Source organism: Yoonia maritima (assembly GCF_043641945.1).
GTDB classification, from domain to species: Bacteria; Pseudomonadota; Alphaproteobacteria; order Rhodobacterales; family Rhodobacteraceae; genus Yoonia; species Yoonia maritima_B.
In genome coordinates this window covers 128476-154754 of the sequence record NZ_JBHZRX010000006.1, presented here as the reverse complement: position 1 = coordinate 154754, position 26279 = coordinate 128476, and the positions used below count along the sequence as shown (strand labels likewise).

Genomic DNA, 26279 nt, shown 5'->3' with positions numbered 1-26279 from the left:
CAATTTGATGGAGAACCAGATTGCAGAGTCTCAGCACAGTATGGTCCGCGCTCGGCGTACAGCGACGGATATTCGTTGTTTTTGCAACCATCGCAGTTTTTGCGGCAGTGCTGATTCTAGCGAAAGGCGCCAACACAAAGGACATGGCGCTGCTGTTTGGTGGGCTAGAAGGACGGGCCGCAGGTGATGTCATCACGTCGCTTGATCAGCGCGGGATCGAATATGAAGTGCGCGGCAATGCCATCTATGTACCCACTGGTATGCGCGATACGCTTCGCATGGGACTTGCAGGAGAAGGGCTGCCCGCCAGCGGGAGCCAAGGTTACGAGCTACTCGATTCGCTGTCGGGTTTTGGGACGACCTCGCAGATGTTTGACGCAGCTTACTGGCGCGCAAAGGAAGGGGAATTGGCACGCACAATTTTGGCCAGCCAGCACATCCGCGCCGCACGGGTTCATATCTCTACGCCTGCGGCCAGATCATTCCGGCAAGACCAAACGCCGACCGCTGCTGTAACAGTGACAACCGCCACTGGGGCGCTTTCAGCGCAGCATATTAAGGCGTTGCAGTATCTTGTTGGCGCGGCCGTACCCGGCATGACGCCAAGTTCTGTTGCAATCATTGACGACAATGGCGGGCTTCTCTCCGACTCTGATGGAAACGCGATCTTGCCTGGACACGACGAACGGACAGACGCTTTACGTCAAAGAGCCGAACGCCTTTTGGCCGCCCGTGTCGGTGCCGGGAATGCCGTGGTCGAAATTACCATGGACACGGTGACCGAAACCGAATCGATCACAGAACGACGTGTTGATCCCGAAAGCCGCATCGCAATTAGCACAGATGTGACAGAAAGCGCGGGCACGTCAAACGACAGCCGCGGTGGAGATGTGACAGTCGCATCAAATCTGCCCGATGGTGACGCAAAAGGCGCCGGAGGCGCTGCGACGAATGAAAACAGCGAAAGCCGGGTCTTAACGAATTACGAAGTATCTGAAACCGAAAGACAACTGCTGCGCGCACCGGGCGCAATCAAACGACTGACTGTTGCAGTCCTAGTGAATGAAGCAACGACCGTCGCTGAGGACGGGAGCATAACCAGCAGTCCACGAAGCGACACTGAATTAGCCGCGCTGCAAGAACTCGTCGCCTCTGCAGTCGGCATAGATCCCGCGCGTGGCGATGTGATTACTCTTCGGTCAATGGCGTTCGAACCAGTTGCCCTACTGGGGACCGAGGCCAGCACCGCGGCTACAAAAATACCGCTTGATATGATGCGGCTCATTCAAATCGGTGTACTTGCCCTAGTCACACTAGCCTTGGGGCTATTTGTTGTGCGTCCTATTCTTGCGCCCGTGCCATTGCTGCCTGCACCTAATGTTAACGACAGCACTATTGGATTGGCCCCATCGACTTCTCCTTTAGCAATTGGCAGTGAAGCTGCCGGAAATGCTCAAGAGGGTGAATTAGCTAAGATAAGCAATACGCCAGAAGACCCCGTTTCGCGGTTGCGTCAAATGATATCGGAAAAAGAAACGGAAACGATCCAAATACTGCAAGAATGGATCGAAGACCCAGCACCGAAGGCCGGTGCGTGATGGTGCAGTTGCTTTCACTTGAATCGTTCGAAGACTGCCCAACGAGAAACAACCGGCCAAGCGCAGACTACGAAACGGGATACGAAGAGGGCTTTGCAGCCGCAACCGCCATTTCGAAGGCCGACACAAAAGCGCTAGAACAAACCCTCGTTCAGGCTATCGTTGATATCGATTTCAGCTTTGCTGAAGCCCGCGCAGAATTGCTTGGGGCACTGTCACCGCTTCTGACAAAAGTCGTTAATCGGCTACTGCCTGAAATTACGGCCGCAAGCTTTGGCCCCGTGATTGTTGAAACGCTTTTGAACGCGGCCGCAGCAGATACTGACAAGAGCGCGCAGGTGCACGTGCACCCAAGTCAACACGAATCCATTGAAAAACTAATGGCTGCAGAAAAGCAAAACGTCGTCGTAATCGAAGACCCCAACCTCACCGAACACTCAGCTTGGATTGGGCTCGCGCAAGACGAGACATTTCTTGATGCGGACAACCTGCTCGCTGAAATTCGTGCAGCGCTGAACGCAGTTTCACTTTCAGAAAACAGGGTACAAAAACATGGATGATACTGATCTCATGGCAAAAACCGACGGCAATCCATTAGGGCACATCCCTATCGAAATACTAGTCTCTGTCGGCAAAGCACGCCCACTTGTCAGAGACCTTCTATCGCTTAGTGAAAACGCGATTGTCCCGCTCGATAAGCGGATCGAGGATCCCGTTGAGCTATATATTGGTGATCGCCTTATCGCACGCGGCGAATTGCAGGAACTCGAAGGTGGCGAACCCGGTCAGCTGGCCGTGCGGTTGACCGAAGTTGTCTCTAACGCGAACGAACTAGCGTAAGATGCGTAAGTCCGTTTTTTGGGGCTCCTTGATGCTTGCATTTGTCGCTTCGCCAGCACTCGCACAGGACATCGCGATTTCATTTGGCGATGACGGTTCGTTGGCGACGCGTTCGGTGCAGCTCGTCGTCCTAATTACTGTGCTCAGCCTCGTTCCAGGTATCGCGATCATGGTGACCTGCTTCCCATTTATCGTGACGGTGTTCGCCATTTTGCGTCAGGCGATCGGACTTCAACAATCGCCTCCGAATATGCTCATCATTAGCCTCGCGTTGTTTCTGACATATTTCGTCATGGAGCCCGTATTCTTAGAGGCGTGGGAAAACGGAATTGAACCTCTAGTGAACGGCACGATGGAGGTTGAAGAAGCCTTCGTTCGAGCGATGGAGCCGCTACGCACATTTATGATTGAGCGGGTCGAACCGGATACATACACCACCCTCGCAGAACTGCGGCCAGACGTCGGTGGTCAGATGCCCGTCACAGAAACTCCGCTGTCTGTTTTGGTGCCATCATTTTTGCTTAGCGAAATAGCACGGGCATTTCAGGTCGGATTTTTGATCTTCATGCCGTTTTTGATCATTGATTTAGTCGTCGCCGCAGTCCTTATGTCGATGGGGATGATGATGGTCCCGCCAGCAATTGTCTCACTTCCATTCAAGCTCGCGTTTTTTGTGGTCGCTGATGGTTGGGGGCTGCTCGCTTCGAGCCTCGTCAGAAGTTACAGCTAAATAAGTAGGGGGCGTTTTCGAGAACGCCCTTACACATGGCTAGCGGACAATAAACTCAGCGTGCAGCGCTCCACTTGCCTTGATGCTTTTCAATATGTCGATCATGTCGCGTGGCGCGACGCCAAGCGCGTTCAACCCAGCGACCACCTCACTTAGGGATGTGCCTTCATTTACTTCCGCCAGACCAATCCCCGGTTCATCGACTATGGCGGCATTTGTGCGTGGAACGACGACTGTTTCTCCCGGTGAAAACGGATTTGGTTGTGACACCAACGGCGCTTCTTGGATCCGCAAAGTCAAATTACCTTGGCTCACCGCAACGCGGCTAATTCGAACGTCTTCGCCCATCACGATCGTTCCTGATCGTTGATCCACAACAACGCGTGCGCGCCGCTCGGGCTCTACCAGAATGTTTTCGATCCGACCCAAAGCATGTGCTGGCGAAGCCATGCGCGTTGCCAAGATGTTCAGCTCGACAGTGCCGGCATCCAACATGACCGCGACCCCTCGCTTAAAATCTTGGTTTATTGCCTGCTCGATGCGGCCGGCGGTCGTAAAGTCAGGCGTCCGCAATGCCAAGCGTAGCGTATCCATCGCTGCAAAGTCAAAGGCGACTTCGCGTTCGACTGTGGCGCCCGACGGAATTACGCCGGCTGTCGGAACGCCTTGTACCACGCTTGCACCATCACCTGTGGCAGATGCACCGCCCGCAATTATGGTACCCTGTGCGACCGCATAAATGTCACCATCCGCTGCGTTCAAAGGCGTCATGATAAGCGTGCCGCCAAGTAGGCTATTCGCATCACCTATAGCGGAAACCGTGACATCTACCGGACTGCCTGCACGCGCAAACGGCGGCAAACTTGCCGTCACGATAACCGCCGCTACGTTCTTGGGGCGGAATTGTTCACCGGTCACATTCACACCCAACCGCTCTAGTATATTGCTTAGAATCTCTTCGGTGAATGGCGAATTACGAAGGCCATCACCTGTTCCGTTCAACCCAACGACTAGCCCGTAACCCACCAAGTCATTTGAGCGTACACCGTCAAACTCTACGAGATCCTTGATACGGATCGGTGCCGCCTCTGTGGTGAAAGCTGCCGTTAGTCCGATGCAGCACAATACTACTTTGAAAATGTTCATCAGATAAAACTCAATAACGAGAGCTGGGACATTCGCGCAGTTACCGCGTAATGTGTTTCAAGCTGCAATTGCACCGCTTGGAGCCGCGACGCCGCCTCAAACGGGTCAGCGGCGACAAGATCATTTTTTGCGATAGCCAGCGCCGTAGACTCCGCGCTCATCTCGGTAATTTCACGCGAAACCGTTTCTTCTACGAAGCCAATTCGTGACTGAACCCCCACAAGGGCACTTGTTGTGGAGAAGAGACCAATACCAGATTCTTGAAGGAGACCAGACCGCGTGCCAACATCGAGCCCCGACATTTCGTGAGTGACGGCCGCGAGTGCGGCGAATTTCAATGCATCGCGGATCGCGGGGTCGTCCGCGCGCGCGTCTATGGTCACCGTGGTCGAATCCGACAGACGTTTCTTTACTGCGGGACCGGTGTCACCTAGGTACCCCATGGTCGCAAATCCCCCTGCGGGGTTGTCGAACCAGTCTAAAACCGCGGCTGAAATAGCTGCTTGTGACGTCGCACCACCGATAGCTATCTGAATATCCGCCAACATGTCAGTTGCGCTTGCCAGCGGTGCATTCGCCACTTTAGCTCCACCGAACAACGCGCGATCACCGACGCGAGTGTTAAGTAGATTTACCATCGTATCGAATGTTGACCTCGCGGCTCGCGCGGCCTCGGTCACCTGATCAGAGGATGAATTATTACTGACGAGCAGCAATTGGCTACTCGTCTTTTGGCTAGCACTGTCCAACTGGCCCAAAACAATCTGCATGTTTGCTAGGCGCTGTTCCGTTTCGCGCCCCGCAACAGTGTAACTGGCAAGCTGAGAAAGTGAATAATTGACTCCCGACAATAGCGTGGTTTCCCCGTTTAGATGCCGCGTTATGTCCGCGACGTTTCCGGTCGACATGCTTTCAGATAACCTAGCCAGGTCAGATTTGATCACGCTAGTGTTACGCATTGCGTTAAACTGCTGTGCCATGTCACCCACAGGATTGACTGGCATCTTATATCTCCATCAGTCGTTGCATCATGAAATCCGCTGTTTCGAGAACTTTTGCGTTCGCGGCATATGCCTGCTCAATTCGCATCAGCGTTTGAAGCTCGATATCCGTATCGACTCCGTTCGCAAGTTCCGCAGACTTGATAGTATCCCAACGCGCTGCTGTAAAACTCAACTGCTCTTCGGCGCTCAGACGTGCGGTGCCGATTTTTGCTGTAAAGTCAGAGACGCGCCCTGCAGCGGAACGGGTTGAAACGCCCGCTGCATCCGCCCTAGCGACGCCCAGCGCATCAAGCCAATTATTTAACTGCGCGGCATCGCCCGATGACCCGGCAGTTGCAGCATTTAATCCGTCACGCAACAAGTGAAGTTCGCCCCCACTATTGGGGTCGATGGCCGAGTTCACTGCAATTCGCCCTGCAAGCCCGGCAACATCGCTAAGATTTAGTGGATTACCTTCCTCTGTGAGTAACCCTAGATCGCCTGCATTCAAGGTTGGATCGGTTGCTGGGTCTTCGAAGCGTGCAATCAGATCAACGGCAACTTCGTCAAGCGATTGCTGTAGATCAACCAGCGTTTCGTCACGCAGTGTAAACGCCGCGCCAAGTGCCCCCCCGCTTAAGCGCCCCACCCCCGTAGCCGTATCCAAGGGAACGCCATCCAATGTGATCCCACCGAGCGCACCCGAAGCGAGTGTCATATCCGCCGTGATCGTTGGCGTTGCGGCAAAACCAAATTCAACTGCGCGACTGTCCAACAGTGTCGTGCCACTTGTCGTCATTAGCCCAACGGTTCCATTATCGTGGTCGACCTGCCTTATTGGAACGATTTTCGCGATTTCGTCGACCGCGACCTGCCGCGCATCAAGCAACGCAGAAACGTCTTGGCCTGCGCCCCGCATGCGCACTATGTCTGCATTCAACTGTTCGACCTGCTTGAGAGAGGTGTTTAGTTGCTCCACGCTATTCGCGATCTCTGCGTCCGCCTCTTGCCGATGCGTTTGGATGTCTCGGGTGTTGCTTTGTAGAGTCGCCGTGATGTCACCTAGCCTACTAACGACGCTAGCGAGGCGGGTTTCAGAGGCAGGATCGGCTGTTGCGCTAATAAGAGCTGTCTCAAACGCGGCAAGCTTTCCGACAAGGTTGGCGCTGTCGTTGGGGCCGCCCAGATTTTGTTCAAGCCGATTGAGTGTGCTTACAGTTTCTTGTTGGCTCGTAAGCGCGGAATCGGCAAGACGACGATCATTCAATATCCCGGCATCCGTGAAACGAACGATACCCGTTACTTTTACACCGCCGCCCACGTTCCCCACCTGCACGGACGACAATTCGACTGAACGCTTACCGTACCCTTCTGTTAGGGCATTGGACAGGTTTGACGACACTGCCTCGGCCATACGAGAGGTCGCGGTCAACCCGGCGACCGCATTGTTCAGCGCGCTTGAAATACTCATCGTTCGTCGCTCCTAACAGGATTAGCGTTTGATGTTGGTGGTTTCCTGCAACATCTCGTCAACGGTTTGGATGACCTTTGCGTTTGACGAATATGCGCGCTGGGTTTGGATCAGTTCCGTCAGCTCCCCGGCGACGTCGGTTGCCGATTCTTCACGTGCATAGCTTGCGATGTCTCCCGTAGGTCCATCGCCAGCATCCCAAAGAAAGAAGGTCCCGCTATCTGGCGTTACCCGATAGCTTTGTTGGTCAAGCGCCTCTAGCCCGTTCACATTTGGAACATCCACCAGTGGAATCTGATATAGAATTCGGTTGGTACCAGTATCAAAACTCGCTCGGACGTATCCGCTTTCGTCGACCTCTACCGAGGTCATGTTACCGACAGGCGCGCCATCTTTAGTGATTGAAACGGGTGCGAAGGCGTCCGACAGTTGGGTAAGGCCAGCAGAGCTTCCGAGTTCGCCGATGTTGATCTCAATCGGGCCACCATCAACGGAAACGGTTAAGGACCCTGTCACTGGATCGTAGGCACCACCCGGCCCAGTGTCAACGACACTTGCAAGCGTGCCGCCTCCGCCGCGAGAATCGTCGAAGGTCAGAACATACGTGCCGACCACATCTGGATTTCCATCAGCATCGACATCAGATTCGCTGTCGCGAATTTCCATTGTCCATTCGTTCGATGCCCCGGTTGCCGGAACTGTTGGCGTGAATGAAAAGCTTAAAGTGGATGACGCACCAAGGTTATCAAAATATTCGACCGACAGTGTTTCGATCTCGCCCGCTGATCCTTCACGTGCGGATGTCGCGGGTACGTTTACGGCCAGTTCTACTTGTGTCGTAGGTTCACCTACAAATTGGTTCGCATTGATTTGGATCGGCTGCAATGCATCGGCAGAGTCGCGTGGGTAAGTCGGGATCGTACCATCTGGGTTTGCTGGTATCCCCATCAAGACCAACCCACCTGTCGTGCGCAAATAGCCGTCTGCGTCGGTGCGGAACGAGCCCGTCGTCGTCAGCATCATCGGGTTGTCCCCACCAGCTGCAACAGACGCCTGTGTCGTAACCGGAAGCATGCCGCGACCACGCACTGCCAAGTCGGTTGGGTTTGATGTCGACACTAACGCCCCGCGTTGGTCAATCAACCGTGCGGTCGAAGCCCGAACACCGCCTGCCGAATAGCTGCCCTGACCGCTTTCGATAACCATTGAGTGGAAATCTGTAACGGCGCGTTTGTACCCGAAGGTCGATGAGTTCGAAATATTGTCAGAGATCGTCGCCAAGCGCGATGCATTCGCCGCTAAACCGGCAACGCTCGCGTTCAATGATGAGGAAATAGTCATGGCTGAGCCTTTCTGCGTCCGAGGTCGTTCTTCTACTCTTGCCTAAAGACCCAAACTTAACGTCGCCCTAACAGATAAAATCCATTTCATTTCTTGCTATCGATCAGACCGAAGCAGCACCACTTCGATACGGTTATTGCGCGGTGCGGTTGGGTCGGCGACGGCTGGTGTCCGGTCACCACTGCCTGTCAAACGCGTGATGCGACGCGGGTCTAACCCACCCGCTTCTAGCATTAGGCGCATCTGCGCGGCGCGGCCGGTTGAAAGTTCCCAAATCGGATTGTCAAGCGCCAGAATGGTCTTGGCCCGTAGGTGCCCTTTGACTACGACCGGATTACTCACAATCTGAAACAGGCGCGCCAGAATTGCCGCAATTTCGGCAGTGATCGGATGAGGCGTTGTCGTGTCCGCCACGAACAGTTCAGCATCGGGAAGGTCGAAAATTTCGATGATCAGGCCCTCGTCGGTCAAACGCGTTATAATGTGGCGTAACGCCTGATCCGACAGCATGCTTTCGCCGCCACTCCCCATCAGAATAGCCTCAATGTCGCGCAGGGCAGCGACTTGCGCGGCGACTGCGGCTGCTTCGCCGGGGTTATTATCTTCAGAGCGAACCGGATTTTGACCGATGGTAGGTTGACTGATTCCCGTCCCGCTCTGGGCATAGGAATCATCGGTGAACAGGTTCGAACCACCGAAAGCGCCCGTGCCACCACCCGAAATCCGGTTAATCGGAATCGTGGGCGAAAAGTAGTCAGCAATGCCCTTGCGTTGCTGTTCGGTCGTCGCATTCAACAACCACATCAGCATAAAGAACGCCATCATCGCAGTGACAAAGTCAGCATAGGCGACCTTCCACGCGCCACCATGATGGCCATCACCCGCCACCACTTTTTTGCGCTTAATAATTATCGGTGCATTTGTTCCGGCACTCATTTCCACCACCTATTTGCTCACCCAAGAACAGAGGTAGTGTCTAAGTTATGAATGCATCATTAAGCGGCGAAGTTACCTAAAATGCGTTTGATTAAGCGTCACGGGAACCGTGAATCCCGGCGTACTCTTCATTTAACAGCAATGGTTTGGTCAAATGATCGCGAAGCTCTGTCATGACGTGGTCTAGCGCGTCGCGCGACGCTAAAAATGCCCGCGTGAGCGCCACGAAAGGCACACCAAATTCTGCGCGTTCGTCGCATGCACGCAGGTCTTCTTCGATCGCTAATAAATCACATCGCGCGTTATAAAGGTTTCGCTGCATTCTGTGCAGATCTGGGTCATCAGGCAGCACCCGGCTGGCAAGTCTATCAAGTAGTTTTTTCTGTCGGATGATGCGGCCATCCTGTTGCCCATGTACTGTTGTTTCAATCTGCAACTGTAGGACAACGATGCGATCTATCAGGTCAGCGGCAGCCAACGGGACGAGGATTTCGTTCATATCAAACCTTCCAATCCGTACCGACGCAGCGAACGGGCCAGCGACCTGCAGTAGGCACGACGATACGCCCTACTTGAAAATCATTTCTGAAATATTTGCACAAATCCGTACAGCGCACGGAAAGGGCGAAATTTCACAAATAAACTCAACCCCAATTAAGAAAAAAAGTCAAAATTAGCACCGTACGGTGCTAATTTTATAGAACTTGATCGCGTGATCCGTCTGTGTCTGATGTCACAGCCAAGTCCAAAACGCGCTGTAATGCAGCACCCCGTGAAAAATCTGGATCAACCATCGTTTTGTCACGAATTGCCTGAATAAATCGCGCGTAATTGGTTGGGATTTCAGCAGGTGGAATGTCTGTCCAAGCACCTGTCATCATATCTCCACCGATGCACGATCTTAGGGTGCTGATCTCGTTTTCAAACCGCACCTCAAGCCCGCCTTTCGTACCGAACAAGCGTAGGCTTAGATCATTGATATGACCGCTGGCAAAACGGCTGGCATGGATGACACCAACGGCCCCATTTTCAAGCTCGAGCTGCATGGTCATGCTGTCATTCGCATCCAACGGATAGATACCGATTTGGTCGTTCTCTGCCTTGCGAAAGGTCTTAAGACGACAAGAAATACGTGCGGTATCCGACCCGGCGGCAAAGGTGGCATAGTCCAAGATATGCACCCCAACATCGCCCAACACGCCCATCGACCCATGTGCGGTCGACAATCGCCAAAGCCATTGATCCTCTGTCCGCCAATCGCCCCATGTTGGTTGGGTCAACCAGCTTTGAAGGTATGACGCCTCGAAATGGCGTACCTCACCGATATCACCAGCCGCGACCATTTCCGCAGCTTGCATCAACGCAGGGACATTGCGGTAGGTTAGGTTCACCATATTCACCACACCAGCAGCCTGTGCGGCGGCGGCCATCTCAGCCGCATCTTCGTAATTGGCGGCAAGTGGTTTTTCACAAAGAACGTGCTTGCCCGCCTCAAGGAACGGCAATGTCGTCCGATGATGAACGGCGTCAGGGGTTACATTGGACACCGCATCAAATTCTCCCCAATCAATCGCGTCTTGCACCTGATCAAAGGCATGGGTGATGCCGTGTCTGGCGTTAAATTCGTGCAGGTTATGCGCATTTGGATCGACGCCGGCGACGACTTCAACGCCGTCCATCGCGGCGTAAGCCTCGGCGTGCTGGTTGGCCATGCCACCTGTGCCAACGATCAGGACACGGATCATCGGAAACCTTCCTCGCCGTCTTCGTGAAGGCGCGGACCGCGTTCCTTGATCGGCTCTAGGGCCTGTTCTACGGGCACATTCGGCGCATCATTTACCCCCACGACACGCGGCGCAGGATTATGGGCCCAACGAACAGCGTTTTGCAAAACGCGCTGCACGTTTGCATCGTGATAGGTGGGGTAGGTTTCGTGGCCGGGACGGAAGTAAAACACGTTCCCTGCCCCACGTTTGTAGGTCAGGCCGGAACGGAACACTTCTCCGCCTTGGAACCAACTGATGAACACAGTCTCAAGCGGTTCTGGAACCCCAAAGGGTTCGCCATACATTTCTTCGTTCTCAAGCTCAAAATGATCAGGCAGCCCAGCAGCAATCGGATGGTTTCTGGACGTGACCCAAAGGCGTTCGCGTTCGCCAGCCTCGCGCCATGTCAAATTGCAGGGCGTACCCATCAGTCGTTTAAAGATCTTCGCAAAGTGCGCAGAGTGCAGCAGGATAAGCCCCATGCCCGCATTCACGTGATCCGCTACGCGCTCGACGACCTCATCGGATACATCGCCATGGGCGGCATGCCCCCACCAAAGCAAAACGTCCGTTTCGGCTAGCCGTTCCTCGGTCAAGCCGTGTTCCGGGTCTTGCAGTGTTGCCGTCGTCGCCGTCACGCCGTCGCCATTCAGGGCCGCCGCAATCGCGTTGTGCATCCCATCAGGGTATATCTCTGACACCACCTTATTCGTCTGTTCATGGACATTTTCGCCCCAGACCACCGCACGAATTGTCATTTCTCAACTCCATCTCAAAGCGCTTTGAAGCGACGTTGCGTCAGAGTTTTTCAGAACGCAAGGTGCGATCATTCTGAGGCATTGTGTCGGGGTGTAATCAGGCCGGTTCACCGCTATATGTGCGGCGAACAAACTGGGTCGTACCAATGCCACAACAAATGATTCCCGCATGGGTATACGGGACATTGACCCCCGTTGAAAAATTAGAGGTCCACCAAAAAGGCCTTAAACACAAAGCTGTCAGCGTGTTTGTGATGAACCGAGGTCGGGTTCTGATCCAGCAACGTGCGCTTGAAAAATACCACACACCCGGACTGTGGGCGAATACCTGCTGCACACATCCGCTGTGGAACGAAGCCGACAGCGATTGTGCCGTGCGTAGGCTGGACCAAGAATTGGGCATTACCGGCCTGTATCCCAGCCACCGTGATCAGATTGAATACCGGGCCGATGTCGGAAACGGGTTGATCGAACATGAGGTGGTCGAGGTCTTTGTCGCCGACGCCCCTGATGATCTGGCTTTCACTCCAAATGCAGAAGAAGTCATGGCAACGCGATGGGTCGATTTTTACGATCTTTCCGCTGACGTAGCACGACACCCTGCCAATTATACGCCGTGGCTTAAGATCTATTTGCAAGAGCACAGCACAGCAATTTTCGGAGACTTGGGGATGGCGCAGCGCTAAGTCTTTTCGTTTGGGCAATTCCGGTGTTTATGGTCATCAGGAAAAGGAATGCATGATGTCGCTTTGGGTATTTGGATACGGTTCGCTTCTGTGGAACCCTGGCTTTACTCCGGTAAACGCCGTCAAAGCCTGCTTGCACGACTATCACCGCAGTTTTTGCATGCTTTCGATCCATCACCGCGGATCCGAAGACGAACCAGGCCTAGTGCTTGCGCTTGATGCTTCACCGGGTGCGCGCTGCACCGGGATGGCATTTCAGGTGGCCCCCGCAGAAGAAAACAAAGTGCTTGCCGAATTGCGCGAGCGAGAGCTGATTTCGTCCGCATATTTCGAAGAACACGTCGACCTTAAAACCGATGATGACGATACGATCCGCGCGCTGGCTTACGTTATCGACCCCCATCATGCGCAATATTGCCAATACGACCTCGAACGGCAGGCGCAGATGATTTCCAGCGCCATTGGCGGGCGTGGACCTAACACAGAATACCTATTCAATACCGCTGCGCATCTAACCCAGCTCGGTATCCGTGATGACGATATGGCTTGGCTGGTCGACCGGGTGCGTGCCTTGACGGCAACATAAATTCGCCACCATTATAATTTTATGCTTGGCTAAGTGCCGTTAATGGTATGAGCCAATAGAATAATTCAAGAATAAGGACTCCCATCTGTGTCGGACAAACGGGAAGCCAAAGCGCAGCCGCAATTTTCGCAGCCTATTCGGCAGATTTTTTTCATGCTGGTGGTTCTTGGGCTGGTCGGGGCCGGGTTTTACCTAGGCCTGAATCAAATCGTGGCGATCTACAAATCAAACCCCTACCTGAACGGGGTTATCCTAGCCGTTTTTGTGCTGGGTGTTCTGTCATGTATTAACCAGGTTTTTCTACTGATAAACTCGGTCCGCTGGATTGAACATTTTGCTAAAGAAACGGGCGGTCATAACTTTACCAAAGCGCCGTCGCTGCTTGCGCCATTGGCGACATTGCTGCGGTCACGCGGCGCTCGGACGCAGGTTTCATCCAGCTCTGGCCGGTCGATCCTAGATTCTGTTGCGCAGCGGATCGACGAAGACCGCGAAATCACGCGCTATATTGGCAACGTGCTTATTTTCTTGGGGCTTTTGGGTACCTTCTATGGGCTGGCAACAACGGTGCCCGCGCTAGTTGACACCATTCGTTCGCTGAATCCCGGCGAAGGCGAAAGCGGCGCAGACGTATTTGGACGGCTACAGGCCGGGCTAGAAAGCCAACTTGGCGGTATGGGCACAGCGTTCTCTAGCTCTTTGCTGGGCCTTGCTGGGTCACTGATTGTTGGATTGCTTGAATTGTTCGCTGGCCACGGTCAAAATCGGTTCTATCGCGAGCTCGAAGAATGGCTATCGACCATCACACGGGTCGGCATCGACGGCGAAGAAGGCGGCGGAAGCAATCTGGGTGCCATGGATTCATTTGTTGATCAGCTGGGTGAACTGATGGACACCATGCAGGTCATGATCGGCCAAAACGACGCCGAACGCGAACAAACAGACGCACGATTTGCGAGCCTTGCCGCTGCTGTTGAACAGCTGACCCACACCACCAAAGCAAATGACAACAACGACATGCTTGTGCGCGTCGCCGAGGGGCAGGAAAAGCTGATCAAAAAGCTGGACGACAGCGGGATGGAAGGCATCGACGCCGAAAGTCGGATGCGGCTGCGTTCGATCGACGTGCAACTGCTGCGCATCTTGGAAGAAATGTCCGCCGGCCGCCAAGAAAGCATTGGCGACCTACGCGGCGACTTGGCCGCATTGGCAAGTGCAATCAAGGACAGAGGCTGATCCATGGCGCTAAGCCGCAGATCATCTAACCGTTTCCAAAACGCCATCTGGCCCGGTTTTGTCGATGCTATGACAGGCCTGTTATTGGTGCTGATGTTCGTACTTACCATCTTTATGGTGATCCAATTCGTGCTGCAGGAAACGATATCGGGGCAAGAAAGCGAACTGGATACACTGCACGATGAGGTCGCAGCGCTTGCCAGTACGTTGGGGCTTGAACGCAACCGTAATTCGGCACTGTCCGCGAACCTAGACGCCGCAAACGCCGAAGCAACGCGTCAGGCTAACCGCATCGCATCGTTGATCGCCGACCGCGAAGAACAAGAGCAAGCGCTGGCACGCGCCCAATCCGAGATCACACAATTCGAAGCCCAAGTCGCTGGGCTACTTTCTGACATGAACGCCGCGCGCACCAATGTCGCGAACCTAGAGGCCGAAAAATCCCAGCTGTTGGCCGATCAAGCCGATCTGATGTCTCAACAAGACGCGCTGAACCTTGAGCTTGCGCAGGCGCGTAGCGAAATCGACGCTGGCACCGAAGAAGCCCGCCTTGCCGCCGCGCGTCGTGAAGCTCTCGAAGCGATGGTCGCAGAATTGGAAACCGAAGCCTCGGAAAAATCTGCGCAGCTGTCGGCGTTGGAAACAGAACAGCTGACCGATGCGGCGGCGGCGGCGGCATTGCGTGAACGCCTTGCGAATGCCGACACAGAACTAACGGCCATGACGTTGAACCTTGAACAGCAGCGTCGCGAGGCCGAAGAAACCCTAACGCTTTTGGCTGCGGCACGGGCCGCACAAGAAGAGCTGGACGCCATCCGGAATTCACTACGCAATGAGAACGACACCCTAAGCGTTCAGTTGGCCCAAGCACGCGCCGCACTGGCCCAGATGCAGGGCAACCAATCGAACCAAGTCACCGAAGCCGCGCGCCAAGCGCAGCTGCTTGCGATGGCAAACGAGGCATTGCAGGCAGAAGAGGCCGTATCAGCAGAAAGCCAAAGGCAGGTTGCGCTTTTGAACGAACAGATTGCGGAAATGCGTAGGCAGGTTTCAAACCTCCAAGGTCTTTTGAACCTTGCCGAAGAATCAGACCGTGAAGCGCAGGTTCAGATTGAAACTCTCGGTTCTCAACTCAACACCGCACTTGCCCGTGTTGCGTCGGAAGAACGCCAGCGCCGCGCCTTGGAAGAGGCGGAGCGTATCCGCCTTGAAGCGGAAACGGCGCGTCTGGCCCAAGAAGCTGAGCGCCTGCAAGCCGAGGCCCAAAACCTAGAGCAGTTTAAATCGGACTTCTTTGGCGAACTCCGCAAAATCCTAGAAGGGCAGGATCGCGTTAGGATCGAAGGTGACCGTTTCGTGTTTTCATCGGAGGTTCTGTTTGAACCCGGAAGCGCGCGCCTGTCGCCACTTGGTGAGGCCGAAATCGCGAATATTGCAGGTATTTTGCGCGGTATCTCCGACGACATTCCTGCTGGGATCGATTGGGTAATCCGCGTTGATGGGCATACCGACAACATCCCCGTGTCAGGCGGCGGGCGTTACAGTGACAACTGGGAACTGAGCCAAGCGCGTGCGCTGTCCGTCGTGCGCTTCATGTCCGAAGAACTGGGCATTGATCCACGTCGACTCGCCGCGAATGGTTTCGGCGAATTCCAACCGCTGAACCCGGCCGACACGCCAGAAGCACGCGCACAAAATCGGCGGATCGAGCTAAAGCTCACCGAGCGATAACGCCCTTCTGGCTTGATAGAAATCCTTGCGAGAATCCCAATCTTTGTGCTTGGGTTCTGCAATGAACCAAACACCTGATCTTACAGATGGCAATGAAGCGCCAAGGCTGATGGACTGCCCGAACTGGGTGTACCTCTTGCGAGAGATCGATTCCCTTTACAGGTTCTGGTCAGATGGTGGCAGCATCCCGATCAGAAGCCACCGCAAACGCGTGCGCGATCGACTGTCTGCAACGATAGCAAAGAACCCGCACTTGATTAACCGGCCTGCCACACAAAAGCCCGTCACAGCGCATTTTCCACGCGCGTTGGATCTGGGCGAACGCGCGGCAATGCAGGGAATGGCCCGCGCCCTGCGCGAAGTCAAAGACTGCCTGTCTTGGGAATACGGCTATGAAAAGGTTTCAAAATCACTCGGCCAGAAATACGCATATTGCGAGATATTAGGCCCCCAAGGTCCGGTCCAATGCGACACGTTGATTTTGGGGTTCGTTTTATTCGCCCCCAACACGACCTACCCGCAGCACAGCCATCAAGATATCGAAGAAAGCTATGTTTCGATCTCAGGCGCATGGTCTGAAAACAACACGGCGGTGTATGCGCCCGGATCGCTGATCTTCAATCGGCCCGGAGACGAGCACCGCATTACGACTGGCGACCGCGATCCCTGCCTGCTTGCCTATGCGTGGGTTGGCCCCGGTGAGCGCCTTGCGGAACCCCAGATGAAGTTAAGCGCGGCGCGCAAACCAAAATGACTGCGCTAAACTAATTGGAGGTACTAACGGAAAATGCCCGCCGATTAGGGCGGGCATTTGATAGTCGTTTTGGTTGGATCAATCAGCAGTCAGCAACGGTGGCTTATCACCGCTATCGGTGATCTTGCCTTGTTCTGGCGCCTCATAGGTCAGCGTAAGCGCATCTTTTTTGACGCCTACTTTGACGATCCCACCTTTGACCAATTTGCCAAACAATAGCTCTTCGGCCAGCGGCTTTTTGATGTGCTCTTGGATAACGCGGCCAAGTGGGCGCGCGCCCATTTTTGCATCGTAGCCTTTGTCGGCCAGCCATTCAGCGGCAGCCTTGGTCAGTTCGATATGGACGTTACGGTCAATCAATTGCGCCTCTAGCTGAAGCACGAATTTTTCGACCACTTGCATGATCACTGGTTTCGGCAGCGCGCCGAAGCTGATGATCGCATCCAGACGGTTGCGGAATTCTGGCGTGAATGTCCGCTCGATCGCGGCGGTATCTTCGCCTTCGCGCGTTTCACGACCAAAGCCCATTGCGTTCTTCGACATTTCAGCAGCGCCCGCGTTGGACGTCATGATGATGATCACATTACGGAAATCAGTGGTCCGACCATTGTGGTCAGTCAGTTTCCCGTGATCCATGACCTGCAACAAGATGTTGTAGACATCAGGGTGCGCCTTTTCCATTTCGTCCAGCAACAGCACGCAGTGCGGGTTCTGGTCAACGCCATCAGTCAACATGCCGCCTTGGTCAAAACCGACATAGCCCGGAGGCGCACCGATCAAACGTGAAACCGCGTGTTTTTCCATGTATTCGGACATGTCAAAGCGAAGCAATTCCACACCCAGCGTATCAGCAAGCTGTTTAGCAACTTCGGTCTTACCGACACCTGTTGGACCGGCGAACAGATAGTTACCGATTGGCTTTTCAGGCTCACGCAAACCAGCACGCGCCAGTTTGATCGCCGACGACAGCGCCTCGATCGCGGTGTCCTGACCGAACACAACGCGTTTGAGCGATTTTTCGAGGTCTTTCAGAACCTCGGCATCGTCTTTCGACACGTTCTTTGGCGGGATGCGCGCAATCTTGGCAACGACAGCCTCGATATCCTTGGCGCCAATCGTCTTGCGACGTTTGGATTCAGATAGCAGATGCTGTGCCGCGCCCGCTTCGTCGATGACGTCAATCGCCTTGTCTGGCAGTTTACGGTCATTGATATAACGCGCGGACAGTTCAACAGCCGTTTTGATCGCATCAGCAGTGTATTTGATGCTGTGATGCTCTTCGAAATACGGCTTCAGCCCTTGCAAAATTTTGATCGAATCCGGCACAGATGGCTCTGTTACGTCGATTTTTTGGAAACGGCGGGACAGCGCGCGATCTTTTTCAAAGTGCTGACGGAACTCTTTGTAGGTCGTCGAACCCATGCAGCGCAATTTGCCACCCTGCAGGGCAGGTTTCAGCAGGTTGGACGCATCCATCGCCCCACCAGATGTCGCACCCGCACCGATCACGGTGTGGATTTCGTCGATGAACAGCACCGCATCCGGATGGTTTTCCATCTCGGTCATTACGGCCTTCAGCCGCTCTTCGAAATCACCGCGGTAACGCGTTCCGGCCAGCAAAGCACCCATATCAAGCGAGTAGATTGTCGCCTTAGACAGGACTTCTGGCACCTCTTCGTTCACGATCTTAAATGCCAGACCTTCGGCAATCGCGGTTTTACCTACGCCGGGATCACCCACCAGAAGTGGGTTGTTCTTGCGGCGGCGGCACAACACCTGAATGCAGCGTTCGACCTCGTGGGTACGGCCGATCAACGGATCAACATCACCCTTAGAAGCCTTCACGTTCAGATCAACGCAGTACTTTGCAAGTGCGCTTTCTTTTTCTTCGGCTTCACCACCAGGAGCGATCGTTTCACCGTCTTCAGGTGATCCCGTGACCGGGCGCGATTCGCCAAACGCAGGGTCTTTTGCGACGCCATGCGCGATAAAGTTCACCGCATCGTAACGCGTCATATCCTGTTCTTGCAGGAAATAGGCCGCGTTGCTTTCGCGCTCGGCAAAGATTGCGACCAAAACATTGGCGCCAGTTACTTCGCTACGGCCAGATGACTGCACGTGGATTGCCGCGCGCTGGATCACCCGCTGGAACGCGGCTGTTGGCACGGCTTCAGAACCTTCGACATCTGTAATCAGCGTCGAAAGGTCGTCTTCGATGAAATCTTCTAGATCCTTGCGTAGATCATCCAGATTAACCGAGCAGGCGCGCATTACGCGTGCTGCGTCAGGTTCATCTATCAGCGAGAGCAAAAGATGCTCCAGCGTAGCAAGTTCGTGTTTGCGGGCATTCGCTAGGGCGAGCGCCCCATGAATTGCTTGCTCAAGTGTGGTCGAAAATGATGGCACTTTTGTGCTCCTTCACATCGTGGGTCTGCTTGTGCGGGGCACAAACCTACCGTGGCCTCTTATCCTTAAGGTTTGGTTTTATGCCGGAACCTTCAAGGACTTTTTTCCGATTCATCTTCACAAAACCTGTGAAAAGTGGCTTTTGCGCGAAATTCTGGCCCAATCGGGTAAAACGGCCTTCAGAATCTGTCTTTTCTTGCGCGTATTTCTGCGAACATCTCGACGTCAGTCGCTGTTTCCATCCCTAAGATTGCCTTAAAAGCAGGATCGTCAGCCCGCAGAAACGGGTTTGTCCGCTTTTCATCGCCTAAAATTGAGGGAATCGTTGGCTGATTGGTCGCGCGTGCCGCAGTTATTTTATCAATACGAGAGATAAGTGCTGAATTCTCAGGATCAAGGGACAGAGCGAAACGCGAGTTCGATTCTGTATATTCATGCCCAGAGCAAACCACCGTGTCGTCTGGTAGTGCCCGAAGTTTTTGCATGCTGTCCCACATTTGCCCCGGTGTACCTTCGAACAGTCGCCCGCATCCCAGCGCCATCAGGCTATCTGCGGTGAACGCAAAGCCCGGCTCGGCCATGTAAAATGCTATGTGACCCATGGTATGGCCGGAAACATCAAACACATCGGTTTGTGTGCCGCAAACAGTCAGCATTGCGCCTTCACTTACTTCCACGTCGAGCGGCGGAAGACGATGCACGTCGGCCTTCGCGCCGATCACGCGGGCGTTTCCGCGCAGCGCCTCGACACCGCCGACATGATCCGGGTGATGGTGGGTCAACAAAATATCTGACAAAACCCAACCACGCGCATCTAACGCCGCTTGGATTGGCGCAGGTTCTGGTGCGTCGATCAAAGCCGTTTCACCAGTCTGCGCATTGTGAACAAGAAACGCATAGTTGTCCGATAAGCATGGCACAGTGACCAATTCTAACGCTGCTGAAGTGTTTCCCATGGCAATGTGCCTTTCTGTTGCTATGGTTAAACGTAAACTTTGCCCAAGGAACTGCAACTGTAATGCATCTTGATGTTTTGGACCTGCGCCAATTCTACTACCGAAGCGCCCTTGGCCGCGCGGCCCAAAAAGTGATCCGCAACGAGCTGACACAAATTTGGCCGGAGGCAAAAGGTCAGATGGTTGTGGGCTTTGGCTTCGCTGTGCCACTGCTGCGCCCCTATTTGGGGGATGCCCGGCGTGTCATTGGCTTGATGCCGGGTCCGCAGGGTGTGATGCCGTGGCCACCGGGCGAGAAAAACCAAAGTGTGCTGTGTGAAGACACGCTTTGGCCAATTGAAACCGGACATGTTGATAAGTTGGTAATGATGCATGGGCTGGACACCACCGAACAGCCTACTGCGTTGCTGGAAGAGGCATGGCGCGTTCTTGGACCCGGCGGACGGGCCGTATTTATTGTGCCCAACCGTGCTGGGCTTTGGTCCCGTTCTGACAAGACGCCGTTTGGCTATGGGCGGCCCTATTCGCTGGGCCAGCTGGAATCGCAACTGCGCAAACATCGGTTCGTGACCGAGCGGACGCTTTCGACCTTGTATCAACCACCCTCTAGCGGCCGCATTTGGCGCAAATCGGCAGGGCTGATCGAACGGGTCGGACACGCTGTGCCGTTGATTGCTGCAGGCGGCGTGTTGATGGTCGAGGTCACAAAACAAATGGCCGCGCCAACGCCAACTGGCCTGTCCGAGACAGTAAAGCGACCGCTCCGCGCGCTGGAAGGGATTACGAAACCAGTCCCGAAGCCTGAAACGGCATGACATCAAGCTACATTTCAGTCGCGAGGACCAACACCCAATAGGTGTTACTGCCCGATCCCGCCTTGGCCAATGCGTAATCTTCGAATGCTGGGTTAATGTTGTTCGCATGATGCCCTGGTGAATTGGTCCAGCCTTGCAGAACTTGTTCTTCTGAAGTCTGACCTTTTGCGATATTTTCACCGTAAGTCCGCCAAACATATCCAGTCGCTGTAATGCGATCCCCGGGCGATGAGCCGTTCAACCCAGTATGACTAAAGTAGTTATTCGCCAGCATATCGTCGGCATGGCCCTGCGCCGCCGCCCCTAGACGGGCGTCATAGGACAATGGGCCCGCGCCATTCGTAGCGCGCACATCGTTTAGCATCCCCCGAAAGGATGTATCGACCGGAGTGGTTGGCACTGTTGGCGTAGTTGGTGTGGTTGGGGTTGTTGGCGCCGTCGGTGCTCCCGGCGTGGCCCCACCTGAACCTGAGGAGCCACTACTGCACGCACCCAATACTGATATCGCGATTACTGCTAGATAGGACTTCATTGCGTCACCTCAGTTAGCCTACGAAATGCGTAGCGATACTGGACTGAGCAGCAAAGCCGTTTCCCCAAAGCCGTGAAAGCTGGCGGCATGACGCCGATCATAGGATCAATGTGATCCAATCGTTGCCGGTCTGTTGGGGGCATATTACCGGTAACCTCATGAAGCGTTCATTCCTCGCCATCGCCCTCACTGCCTTGATGTCTTTCACGACCAACGTCGCGGGCGCCGTGCCTGCGCCCCAAGACTTACTGTCGCAATCTGAACAAGCGTTAGTCGAAGGGAACCCGCAACTTGCACTGGAACTCGTGCAGGATGTAGTTGCGCGTGATCCATCAAACTATGCCGCGCTGATCATCATCTCGTTGGCCTATGCGGATCTTGGTCGCGATGATGAGTCAGCGCAAACTGCACGAAAAGCCTATCAATTTGCCAAAGACAACGATGAGCGCTTACGGGCAGCCCGCATCGTGGCCGGCGCGCGGTTTCAACTAGGGCAATACACGCGTGCCCAATGGTGGTTAAGGCGTGCTGCAAATGATGCTGACACCCCGCAAGAGACAGCAACCGTGGCACAGGAATTCGCGCGAATTCGTGTCGCAAACCCACTCACCGTGAATCTTGGCCTTTCCGTCGCGCCGTCTGACAACATCAATAACGGTTCCGAAGCAGAATCGTTTTTCCTTGAAGGTTTAGACGTCGAATTTCTGCTTCCCGAAAGCAGCCTTGCCTTAAGCGGCATTGAATTCGCAGGCGACCTGTTCGCAACCTACGCGCTTTCGCGTGACCAAACGCAGGTAACGCAAATCCAGGGTTATCTATTTGGCCGGACCTTTTCACTGTCATCCCAGTCGCAAGCAAAAGTGCCAGAGGTTTCAGGTAGCGATTACGCGATGATCGTCACCGAGGTATCCGTGAACCACAGCCGCCTCCTGAACGACGGATGGGGTCCGACACGCGTAGGGGTGCATGCCGGTAAAGTTTGGTTTGGCGGTGACCCGCTGTGGGATTACACCAAGTTGTCTTTTGGACAGAGTATCCCCGATGGTGACCGCGACATATTGAACCTATGGCTCAGCGCCGAGGATCGCACAGCCCGAAACCCAATCATTTCTGACACTCAGGTACTGCATTTTTCGGCTGTCCACCAACACAGCCTGCAAAGCCACGACGTGATCGCAGTTACGCTATCAGGGCTTTCACATGATGCCGCTTTCGAAACTGACACCTATACCGACTATTGGGGCAACATCGAATATCGGTTTCACCAGCCAATGTTAGGCACGCGCCTCTCTGTGTCCGCTGGGATCGGGTACAAGAACTACGAAGAGTTCACCCTTTCGCTCGATGGTCGCAGGGATCGCTACGCCAGCCTTGGTGGTACGGTCGTTTTCGATGACGTTACCTATTTCGGTTTCGCACCGACCCTTACGGTGACGGCAACACGCACTGAATCGAACGTCACCCAATTTACGACGTCACAACTTCAGGCGCGTGTTGGTATCCAATCCACGTTCTAGCATGAACGGGCCTTGCGCCAACGTCGTGCTTGGCCCTATGCACAGCGAATGAGCCAATTTGAAATATTCATGACCGCCACTCCCGGACTCGAATCTGCACTACACGCAGAAGCGATAGAAAACGGGTTTCTTGATGCCAAAGTCACACCCGGTGGGGTGACAGTCATGGGCGGTTGGCCAGACGTCTGGCGTGCTAACCTAACCATGCGCGGTGCGACGCGGGTTTTGGCGCGGGTCGGTTCATTCATGGCGTTCCATTTGGCGCAGCTCGACAAACGGTCGCGCAAATTCCCTTGGGGTGACATTTTAGACTCTAATGTGCCTGTTAGGGTCGAAGTTAGCACGAGCAAGAAATCCAAAATCTATCACGCTGGCGCTGCGACACAGCGGATCGAAACCGCACTACGCGAAAGCCACGGCATGACGATCAGCCCCGAGGCCGAGATCGTAATCAAAGCGCGTATAGACGACAACCGGGTGACCATCAGCCTCGATACATCTGGCGAAAGCCTGCATAAGCGCGGTCACAAAGAAGCAGTGAACAAGGCCCCGATGCGTGAAACGCTGGCTTCGCTGTTCTTGCGTGAATGTGGTTATCACGGAAACGAGCCTGTCATAGACCCTATGTGCGGCTCTGGCACCTTTCCGATTGAGGCGGCAGAAATCGCGCGTGGTTTGAACCCAGGTCGGTCACGCAGTTTCGCGTTTGAAAAGCTCGCCAGCTTTGATCAAGCAGCATGGGAAGACATGCGCAAACAATCGCCAAAGCCAACGGCACAGCATTTTTACGGCAGCGACCGCGACGCGGGTGCCATCCGGATGAGCAAAGCAAACGCATTGCGCGCTGGTGTCGATGACCTGATCACCTTTGAAAACCATCCGGTGTCCGACCTGCAACGCCCTGACGGAGCACCCGGCCTGATCATCTGCAACCCGCCCTATGGTGGCCGGATCGGGAATCCCAAACTTCTGTTTGGACTGTACGGTAGCCTAGGTCAGACGCTCAAAGAACGGTTTGGCGGTTGGCGCGTCGGGATCATCACAAGCGACGTCGGGCTCGCCAAGGCCACTGGCCTGCCGTTCAAACCCAAAGGCGCGCCCGTTCCGCATGGCGGGTTAAAGGTCTGGTTGTTCCAAACAGGGCCGCTTTAACTCTGCACTTCCAATGTGATGATTTCACCACCTGCGGCGCGGGCGTCTTCGGCGTCGTGGGTCACCATCAACACAGGCAGTGAACGGGCCTTTGCCCGTGCGAACACCAAATCACGAACCTGCGCGCGTAATGCGGTATCAAGCCGCGAAAACGGTTCATCCAACAGCAACGCACAGGGTTCTGACAACAGCATCCGCATCAAAGCAACACGTGCCTTTTGTCCCCCAGATAGGGTCGCGGGATCGCGATCTTCAAAGCCGGCCAAATCAACCTCGGCCAATGCCTCCGCAATTTTTTTGCGTCGCTCTTCCCGTGTCCCCCCCGGTGCCAGCCCAAACGCAAGGTTTGCAGCGACGGATAGATGCGGGAAAAGCAGATCATCTTGGAACAATATGCCGACATGTCGCCTGTGCGCCAGTGCATGTGTGATGTCATGGCCATCCAAAACAATCCTGCCACTTGCAGCAAAGTCGGCTGACAGGGTGCCCGTAATATAAGCCAGCAGCGTCGATTTCCCCACGCCTGAGGGACCCATAATGGTCAAAACCTCGCCCGGTGCGATGTCGTGTGATAATGTTAGCAGCGGTTGTGCACCGTTCGAAATTTCAACATTCTGCAGGAATAGACCCTTATTCATGCCGTAAACCCTTTCGATTTCGCCAGACCAACGTTGGGATCAGCAGCGCCATGGCAAAGGGTAACAACGCGGCACCCGTTTGCATTAAACCATACACCCCAATCGCGCGGCGGTCGCCACCTGACGCGAGCGCGATGGCCTCGGTCGTTAGGGTCGCGACACGACCGCCCCCGATCAATAGCGTTGGCAAATATTGCCCCACAGAAACAGCAAGCCCAACGGCAAGTGCAGTCAATACTGGGCGCAAAAGCATTGGCAGGCGCACCCGCCACAGCACGCCATCAGGGCTTGCGCCCAATGCTGCGGCGACCGTTCCAGTCCGGGTGTCCCATGCACGAAATGGATCGGAAAGTGACAAAAACACATAGGGCAATACGAAAACCAAATGCGCCAGCATGACAGGTATCCGCCCGACTTCGGCCCCAATCCCTAGCATTAGTGTCTGTAAGCCCGGCAAAAACGCCGTTTGCGGAACCAGCAATGGCAGGTAAAGCAACCACACCGCCCGCTGTGTTACACGTAACCCGTGGCGATACTCGGCCTCTAGGCATCCGATGGTCAAAACCAACGCGCTAATCGCCACGACGATCGCAATAAACGCAGTTTCACCAAGGGCCGCGAATGCGCTTGGCCCATGCCGCGTCCAATTGCGTGAAGTGAACCCGTCTGGGAACGCATCTGGAAAGCTCCAATAACCCGCGACCGACCAGATCGCCAAGACGACCAGCCCAAACAGCACCGCCAAGACCGATACCCCACCTGAAAAAAGGGCGACTTGGCTAATAATAGGGTCACATTTTCCACGCGCACCTGATGCAATCCAACGTCGACCGAAATGGGCGACAACGATCTCGCCCGTCCGCCAAAACGCGAGCGCGCCGACAACCAACGCAAGCTGCATAATCGCACCAGCCGCAGCCAACAGGCGCATAGAAAGGTCCGGATCCGACATCCATTTCACGATCTGCACCGACAGCGTTGGAGGTGTGTTTGGTCCAAGTACCACCGCGACATCAACGACCGACATCGAATAGGCCAACACCACATATACCGGTGGCCTGATCTGGGCATAGACACGTGGAAACACCGTCTTGAGCCAACCTGTCACGCGGCCGTATCCCAATGTTTGGGCGATTGTGACACTGTTTTGTGCCTGCGCTTGGCCAAGGGCCGCGATGCTAATCAAGATCAGGAACGGGATTTCTTTGATGATAAGACCGGCCATCATTGTCAGGCCCAAAGGGTCTTGGACAATTAAAAGGTCCGGTGGCCGGTCCCAGCCCGTCATGACGGGAGACAGCAACCGCGCAATCCATCCAGACGGTGCGATCAAAAACGCCAGACCAAATGCGGCGGCGGCATGCGGCACCGACAAAAGTGGCGACAGTAGTCTTTCAAGAACGCGAAACTGACGGGTCCCCGACCACCCCGCCAAGAGTAAGGTAACAACAGCCAAGGATACGACAGTTGCGCCTATCCCTGTTGTCATTGACAGCAATGCAGCGCGCGGAAGGCCGGGCCAATCGAACAACGCGCGAAAGGGCTCCAACGACGGCCCTGTCAGCCCCGCGCCCGGCAAATGTCCGAAGGCGGGCAGCAGTGTTCCCCAAATGCCCGCAACGACTGGCCCCAGCATAAGCAAAAGGGTCAGCGCAGGCAGCAGGGGCAAAATAGGACGTTGCATATGTATCAACGTCCCAA

At 54.7% G+C, this 26279-nt stretch carries 25 protein-coding genes; 12 read left to right on the top strand and 13 right to left on the bottom strand.

The features are described 5' to 3' along the window. The first annotated feature begins 20 nt into the window (after positions 1-20). Genes fliF through fliP form a run of 4 tightly spaced genes read left to right on the top strand, consistent with a single transcriptional unit; the run spans position 21 to position 3168 of the window. Positions 21-1598, top strand: coding sequence for a flagellar basal-body MS-ring/collar protein FliF (gene fliF / locus ACHUEV_RS14035; protein WP_394180895.1), 1578 nt, complete (start codon positions 21-23; stop codon positions 1596-1598). Beyond that, positions 1598-2158, top strand: a complete 561-nt coding sequence (locus ACHUEV_RS14030) for a FliH/SctL family protein (RefSeq protein ID WP_394180893.1) — start codon at positions 1598-1600, stop codon at positions 2156-2158. Before fliF ends, ACHUEV_RS14030 begins: the two co-directional genes overlap by 1 nt. After that, positions 2151-2438, top strand: a complete 288-nt coding sequence (locus tag ACHUEV_RS14025; RefSeq protein WP_394180891.1) for a FliM/FliN family flagellar motor switch protein — start codon at positions 2151-2153, stop codon at positions 2436-2438. Before ACHUEV_RS14030 ends, ACHUEV_RS14025 begins: the two co-directional genes overlap by 8 nt. A gap of 31 nt (positions 2439-2469) precedes the next feature. Next, positions 2470-3168: a flagellar type III secretion system pore protein FliP gene (fliP, locus tag ACHUEV_RS14020; RefSeq protein WP_394180889.1), complete on the top strand. Its 699-nt coding sequence runs from the start codon at positions 2470-2472 to the stop codon at positions 3166-3168. 39 nt (positions 3169-3207) lie between these two features. Here fliP and ACHUEV_RS14015 read toward each other — a convergent pair whose 3' ends face one another. The 8 genes from ACHUEV_RS14015 to ACHUEV_RS13980 all read right to left on the bottom strand — a co-directional run bounded on the left by ACHUEV_RS14015 (position 3208) and on the right by ACHUEV_RS13980 (position 11569). After that, on the bottom strand, positions 3208-4314 hold the full coding sequence (locus tag ACHUEV_RS14015; protein WP_394180887.1) for a flagellar basal body P-ring protein FlgI: 1107 nt from the start codon (positions 4312-4314) through the stop codon (positions 3208-3210). Then, a complete protein-coding gene (locus tag ACHUEV_RS14010) occupies positions 4314-5318 on the bottom strand; it encodes a flagellin (protein ID WP_394180885.1) in 1005 nt (334 codons plus the stop codon). The genes ACHUEV_RS14015 and ACHUEV_RS14010 overlap by 1 nt, the downstream gene beginning before the upstream one ends. Position 5319: 1 nt before the next feature. Beyond that, positions 5320-6768: a flagellar hook-associated protein FlgK gene (gene flgK / locus ACHUEV_RS14005; protein WP_394180883.1), complete on the bottom strand. Its 1449-nt coding sequence runs from the start codon at positions 6766-6768 to the stop codon at positions 5320-5322. A 21-nt stretch (positions 6769-6789) separates the two neighbouring features. After that, the gene (locus ACHUEV_RS14000) at positions 6790-8109 is read right to left on the bottom strand and encodes a flagellar hook protein FlgE (RefSeq protein ID WP_394180881.1); all 1320 of its coding nucleotides are present in this window, start codon (positions 8107-8109) and stop codon (positions 6790-6792) included. Positions 8110-8205: 96 nt separating this feature from the next. Beyond that, positions 8206-9045, bottom strand: coding sequence for a flagellar motor protein MotB (locus ACHUEV_RS13995; RefSeq protein WP_394180879.1), 840 nt, complete (start codon positions 9043-9045; stop codon positions 8206-8208). 91 nt (positions 9046-9136) lie between these two features. Continuing rightward, positions 9137-9544, bottom strand: coding sequence for a hypothetical protein (locus ACHUEV_RS13990; protein ID WP_394180877.1), 408 nt, complete (start codon positions 9542-9544; stop codon positions 9137-9139). Positions 9545-9740: 196 nt separating this feature from the next. After that, on the bottom strand, positions 9741-10790 hold the full coding sequence (locus tag ACHUEV_RS13985) for a Gfo/Idh/MocA family protein (protein ID WP_394180875.1): 1050 nt from the start codon (positions 10788-10790) through the stop codon (positions 9741-9743). After that, on the bottom strand, positions 10787-11569 hold the full coding sequence (locus tag ACHUEV_RS13980; RefSeq protein ID WP_394180873.1) for a ThuA domain-containing protein: 783 nt from the start codon (positions 11567-11569) through the stop codon (positions 10787-10789). The genes ACHUEV_RS13985 and ACHUEV_RS13980 overlap by 4 nt, the downstream gene beginning before the upstream one ends. A 146-nt stretch (positions 11570-11715) precedes the next feature. Here ACHUEV_RS13980 and idi point away from each other — a divergent pair, with 146 nt between their 5' ends. From idi to ACHUEV_RS13955, 5 genes are all read left to right on the top strand, one after another. Then, on the top strand, positions 11716-12255 hold the full coding sequence (gene idi / locus ACHUEV_RS13975) for an isopentenyl-diphosphate Delta-isomerase (protein ID WP_394180871.1): 540 nt from the start codon (positions 11716-11718) through the stop codon (positions 12253-12255). 55 nt (positions 12256-12310) lie between these two features. After that, complete coding sequence (locus ACHUEV_RS13970; protein ID WP_394180869.1) at positions 12311-12841, top strand: gamma-glutamylcyclotransferase; 531 nt, start codon at positions 12311-12313, stop codon at positions 12839-12841. Between the two features lie 153 nt (positions 12842-12994). Next, on the top strand, positions 12995-14077 hold the full coding sequence (locus tag ACHUEV_RS13965) for a biopolymer transporter ExbB (protein WP_394181075.1): 1083 nt from the start codon (positions 12995-12997) through the stop codon (positions 14075-14077). Positions 14078-14080: 3 nt separating this feature from the next. After that, on the top strand, positions 14081-15808 hold the full coding sequence (locus ACHUEV_RS13960; protein ID WP_394180868.1) for a peptidoglycan -binding protein: 1728 nt from the start codon (positions 14081-14083) through the stop codon (positions 15806-15808). A gap of 61 nt (positions 15809-15869) precedes the next feature. Further along, positions 15870-16562 carry a dimethylsulfonioproprionate lyase family protein gene (locus tag ACHUEV_RS13955; RefSeq protein ID WP_394180866.1) on the top strand — a complete coding sequence of 231 codons (693 nt, stop codon included), beginning with the start codon at positions 15870-15872 and terminating at the stop codon, positions 16560-16562. 78 nt (positions 16563-16640) lie between these two features. On the opposite strand, the gene clpA is transcribed toward ACHUEV_RS13955, so the two are convergent. Continuing rightward, positions 16641-18968 (bottom strand): ATP-dependent Clp protease ATP-binding subunit ClpA, encoded by a 2328-nt coding sequence (gene clpA / locus ACHUEV_RS13950; RefSeq protein WP_394180864.1) that lies wholly within the window; start codon positions 18966-18968, stop codon positions 16641-16643. Between the two features lie 179 nt (positions 18969-19147). After that, positions 19148-19924, bottom strand: coding sequence for a hydroxyacylglutathione hydrolase (gloB, locus tag ACHUEV_RS13945; RefSeq protein ID WP_394180862.1), 777 nt, complete (start codon positions 19922-19924; stop codon positions 19148-19150). 62 nt (positions 19925-19986) lie between these two features. Between gloB and ACHUEV_RS13940 the strand changes: the two genes are divergently transcribed. Then, a complete protein-coding gene (locus ACHUEV_RS13940) occupies positions 19987-20739 on the top strand; it encodes a methyltransferase domain-containing protein (protein ID WP_394180860.1) in 753 nt (250 codons plus the stop codon). A 7-nt stretch (positions 20740-20746) separates the two neighbouring features. Here ACHUEV_RS13940 and ACHUEV_RS13935 read toward each other — a convergent pair whose 3' ends face one another. Then, on the bottom strand, positions 20747-21271 hold the full coding sequence (locus ACHUEV_RS13935; protein WP_394180859.1) for a CAP domain-containing protein: 525 nt from the start codon (positions 21269-21271) through the stop codon (positions 20747-20749). Positions 21272-21429: 158 nt separating this feature from the next. Here ACHUEV_RS13935 and ACHUEV_RS13930 point away from each other — a divergent pair, with 158 nt between their 5' ends. Beyond that, complete coding sequence (locus ACHUEV_RS13930; RefSeq protein ID WP_394180857.1) at positions 21430-22788, top strand: tetratricopeptide repeat protein; 1359 nt, start codon at positions 21430-21432, stop codon at positions 22786-22788. 69 nt (positions 22789-22857) lie between these two features. Further along, on the top strand, positions 22858-23940 hold the full coding sequence (locus tag ACHUEV_RS13925; RefSeq protein ID WP_394180855.1) for a THUMP domain-containing class I SAM-dependent RNA methyltransferase: 1083 nt from the start codon (positions 22858-22860) through the stop codon (positions 23938-23940). Here the strand turns inward: ACHUEV_RS13925 and ACHUEV_RS13920 are convergent. Together ACHUEV_RS13920 and ACHUEV_RS13915 are read right to left on the bottom strand one after the other, a co-directional pair. After that, positions 23937-24578 carry an ATP-binding cassette domain-containing protein gene (locus tag ACHUEV_RS13920; RefSeq protein ID WP_394180853.1) on the bottom strand — a complete coding sequence of 214 codons (642 nt, stop codon included), beginning with the start codon at positions 24576-24578 and terminating at the stop codon, positions 23937-23939. The genes ACHUEV_RS13925 and ACHUEV_RS13920 overlap by 4 nt on opposite strands. Then, positions 24571-26262: an ABC transporter permease gene (locus ACHUEV_RS13915; protein WP_394180851.1), complete on the bottom strand. Its 1692-nt coding sequence runs from the start codon at positions 26260-26262 to the stop codon at positions 24571-24573. Before ACHUEV_RS13915 ends, ACHUEV_RS13920 begins: the two co-directional genes overlap by 8 nt. Between the last annotated feature and the right edge of the window lie 17 nt (positions 26263-26279).

Coding starts and splice junctions, on each gene's coding strand:
- ACHUEV_RS14010 (WP_394180885.1), bottom strand. CDS start 5,318: ATGCCAGTCAATCCTGTGGGTGACATGGCACAGCAGTTTAACGCAATG.
- ACHUEV_RS14015 (WP_394180887.1), bottom strand. CDS start 4,314: ATGAACATTTTCAAAGTAGTATTGTGCTGCATCGGACTAACGGCAGCT.
- ACHUEV_RS13965 (WP_394181075.1), top strand. CDS start 12,995: ATGCTGGTGGTTCTTGGGCTGGTCGGGGCCGGGTTTTACCTAGGCCTG.
- ACHUEV_RS13935 (WP_394180859.1), bottom strand. CDS start 21,271: ATGAAGTCCTATCTAGCAGTAATCGCGATATCAGTATTGGGTGCGTGC.
- ACHUEV_RS13980 (WP_394180873.1), bottom strand. CDS start 11,569: ATGACAATTCGTGCGGTGGTCTGGGGCGAAAATGTCCATGAACAGACG.
- ACHUEV_RS13940 (WP_394180860.1), top strand. CDS start 19,987: ATGCATCTTGATGTTTTGGACCTGCGCCAATTCTACTACCGAAGCGCC.
- gloB (WP_394180862.1), bottom strand. CDS start 19,924: ATGGGAAACACTTCAGCAGCGTTAGAATTGGTCACTGTGCCATGCTTA.
- flgK (WP_394180883.1), bottom strand. CDS start 6,768: ATGAGTATTTCAAGCGCGCTGAACAATGCGGTCGCCGGGTTGACCGCG.
- ACHUEV_RS13955 (WP_394180866.1), top strand. CDS start 15,870: ATGAACCAAACACCTGATCTTACAGATGGCAATGAAGCGCCAAGGCTG.
- ACHUEV_RS13995 (WP_394180879.1), bottom strand. CDS start 9,045: ATGAGTGCCGGAACAAATGCACCGATAATTATTAAGCGCAAAAAAGTG.
- ACHUEV_RS13970 (WP_394180869.1), top strand. CDS start 12,311: ATGTCGCTTTGGGTATTTGGATACGGTTCGCTTCTGTGGAACCCTGGC.
- ACHUEV_RS14025 (WP_394180891.1), top strand. CDS start 2,151: ATGGATGATACTGATCTCATGGCAAAAACCGACGGCAATCCATTAGGG.
- idi (WP_394180871.1), top strand. CDS start 11,716: ATGCCACAACAAATGATTCCCGCATGGGTATACGGGACATTGACCCCC.
- ACHUEV_RS14000 (WP_394180881.1), bottom strand. CDS start 8,109: ATGACTATTTCCTCATCATTGAACGCGAGCGTTGCCGGTTTAGCGGCG.
- ACHUEV_RS13930 (WP_394180857.1), top strand. CDS start 21,430: ATGAAGCGTTCATTCCTCGCCATCGCCCTCACTGCCTTGATGTCTTTC.
- ACHUEV_RS13985 (WP_394180875.1), bottom strand. CDS start 10,790: ATGATCCGTGTCCTGATCGTTGGCACAGGTGGCATGGCCAACCAGCAC.
- ACHUEV_RS13920 (WP_394180853.1), bottom strand. CDS start 24,578: ATGAATAAGGGTCTATTCCTGCAGAATGTTGAAATTTCGAACGGTGCA.
- fliP (WP_394180889.1), top strand. CDS start 2,470: ATGCTTGCATTTGTCGCTTCGCCAGCACTCGCACAGGACATCGCGATT.
- ACHUEV_RS13990 (WP_394180877.1), bottom strand. CDS start 9,544: ATGAACGAAATCCTCGTCCCGTTGGCTGCCGCTGACCTGATAGATCGC.
- ACHUEV_RS14030 (WP_394180893.1), top strand. CDS start 1,598: ATGGTGCAGTTGCTTTCACTTGAATCGTTCGAAGACTGCCCAACGAGA.
- ACHUEV_RS13960 (WP_394180868.1), top strand. CDS start 14,081: ATGGCGCTAAGCCGCAGATCATCTAACCGTTTCCAAAACGCCATCTGG.
- ACHUEV_RS13915 (WP_394180851.1), bottom strand. CDS start 26,262: ATGCAACGTCCTATTTTGCCCCTGCTGCCTGCGCTGACCCTTTTGCTT.
- ACHUEV_RS13925 (WP_394180855.1), top strand. CDS start 22,858: ATGACCGCCACTCCCGGACTCGAATCTGCACTACACGCAGAAGCGATA.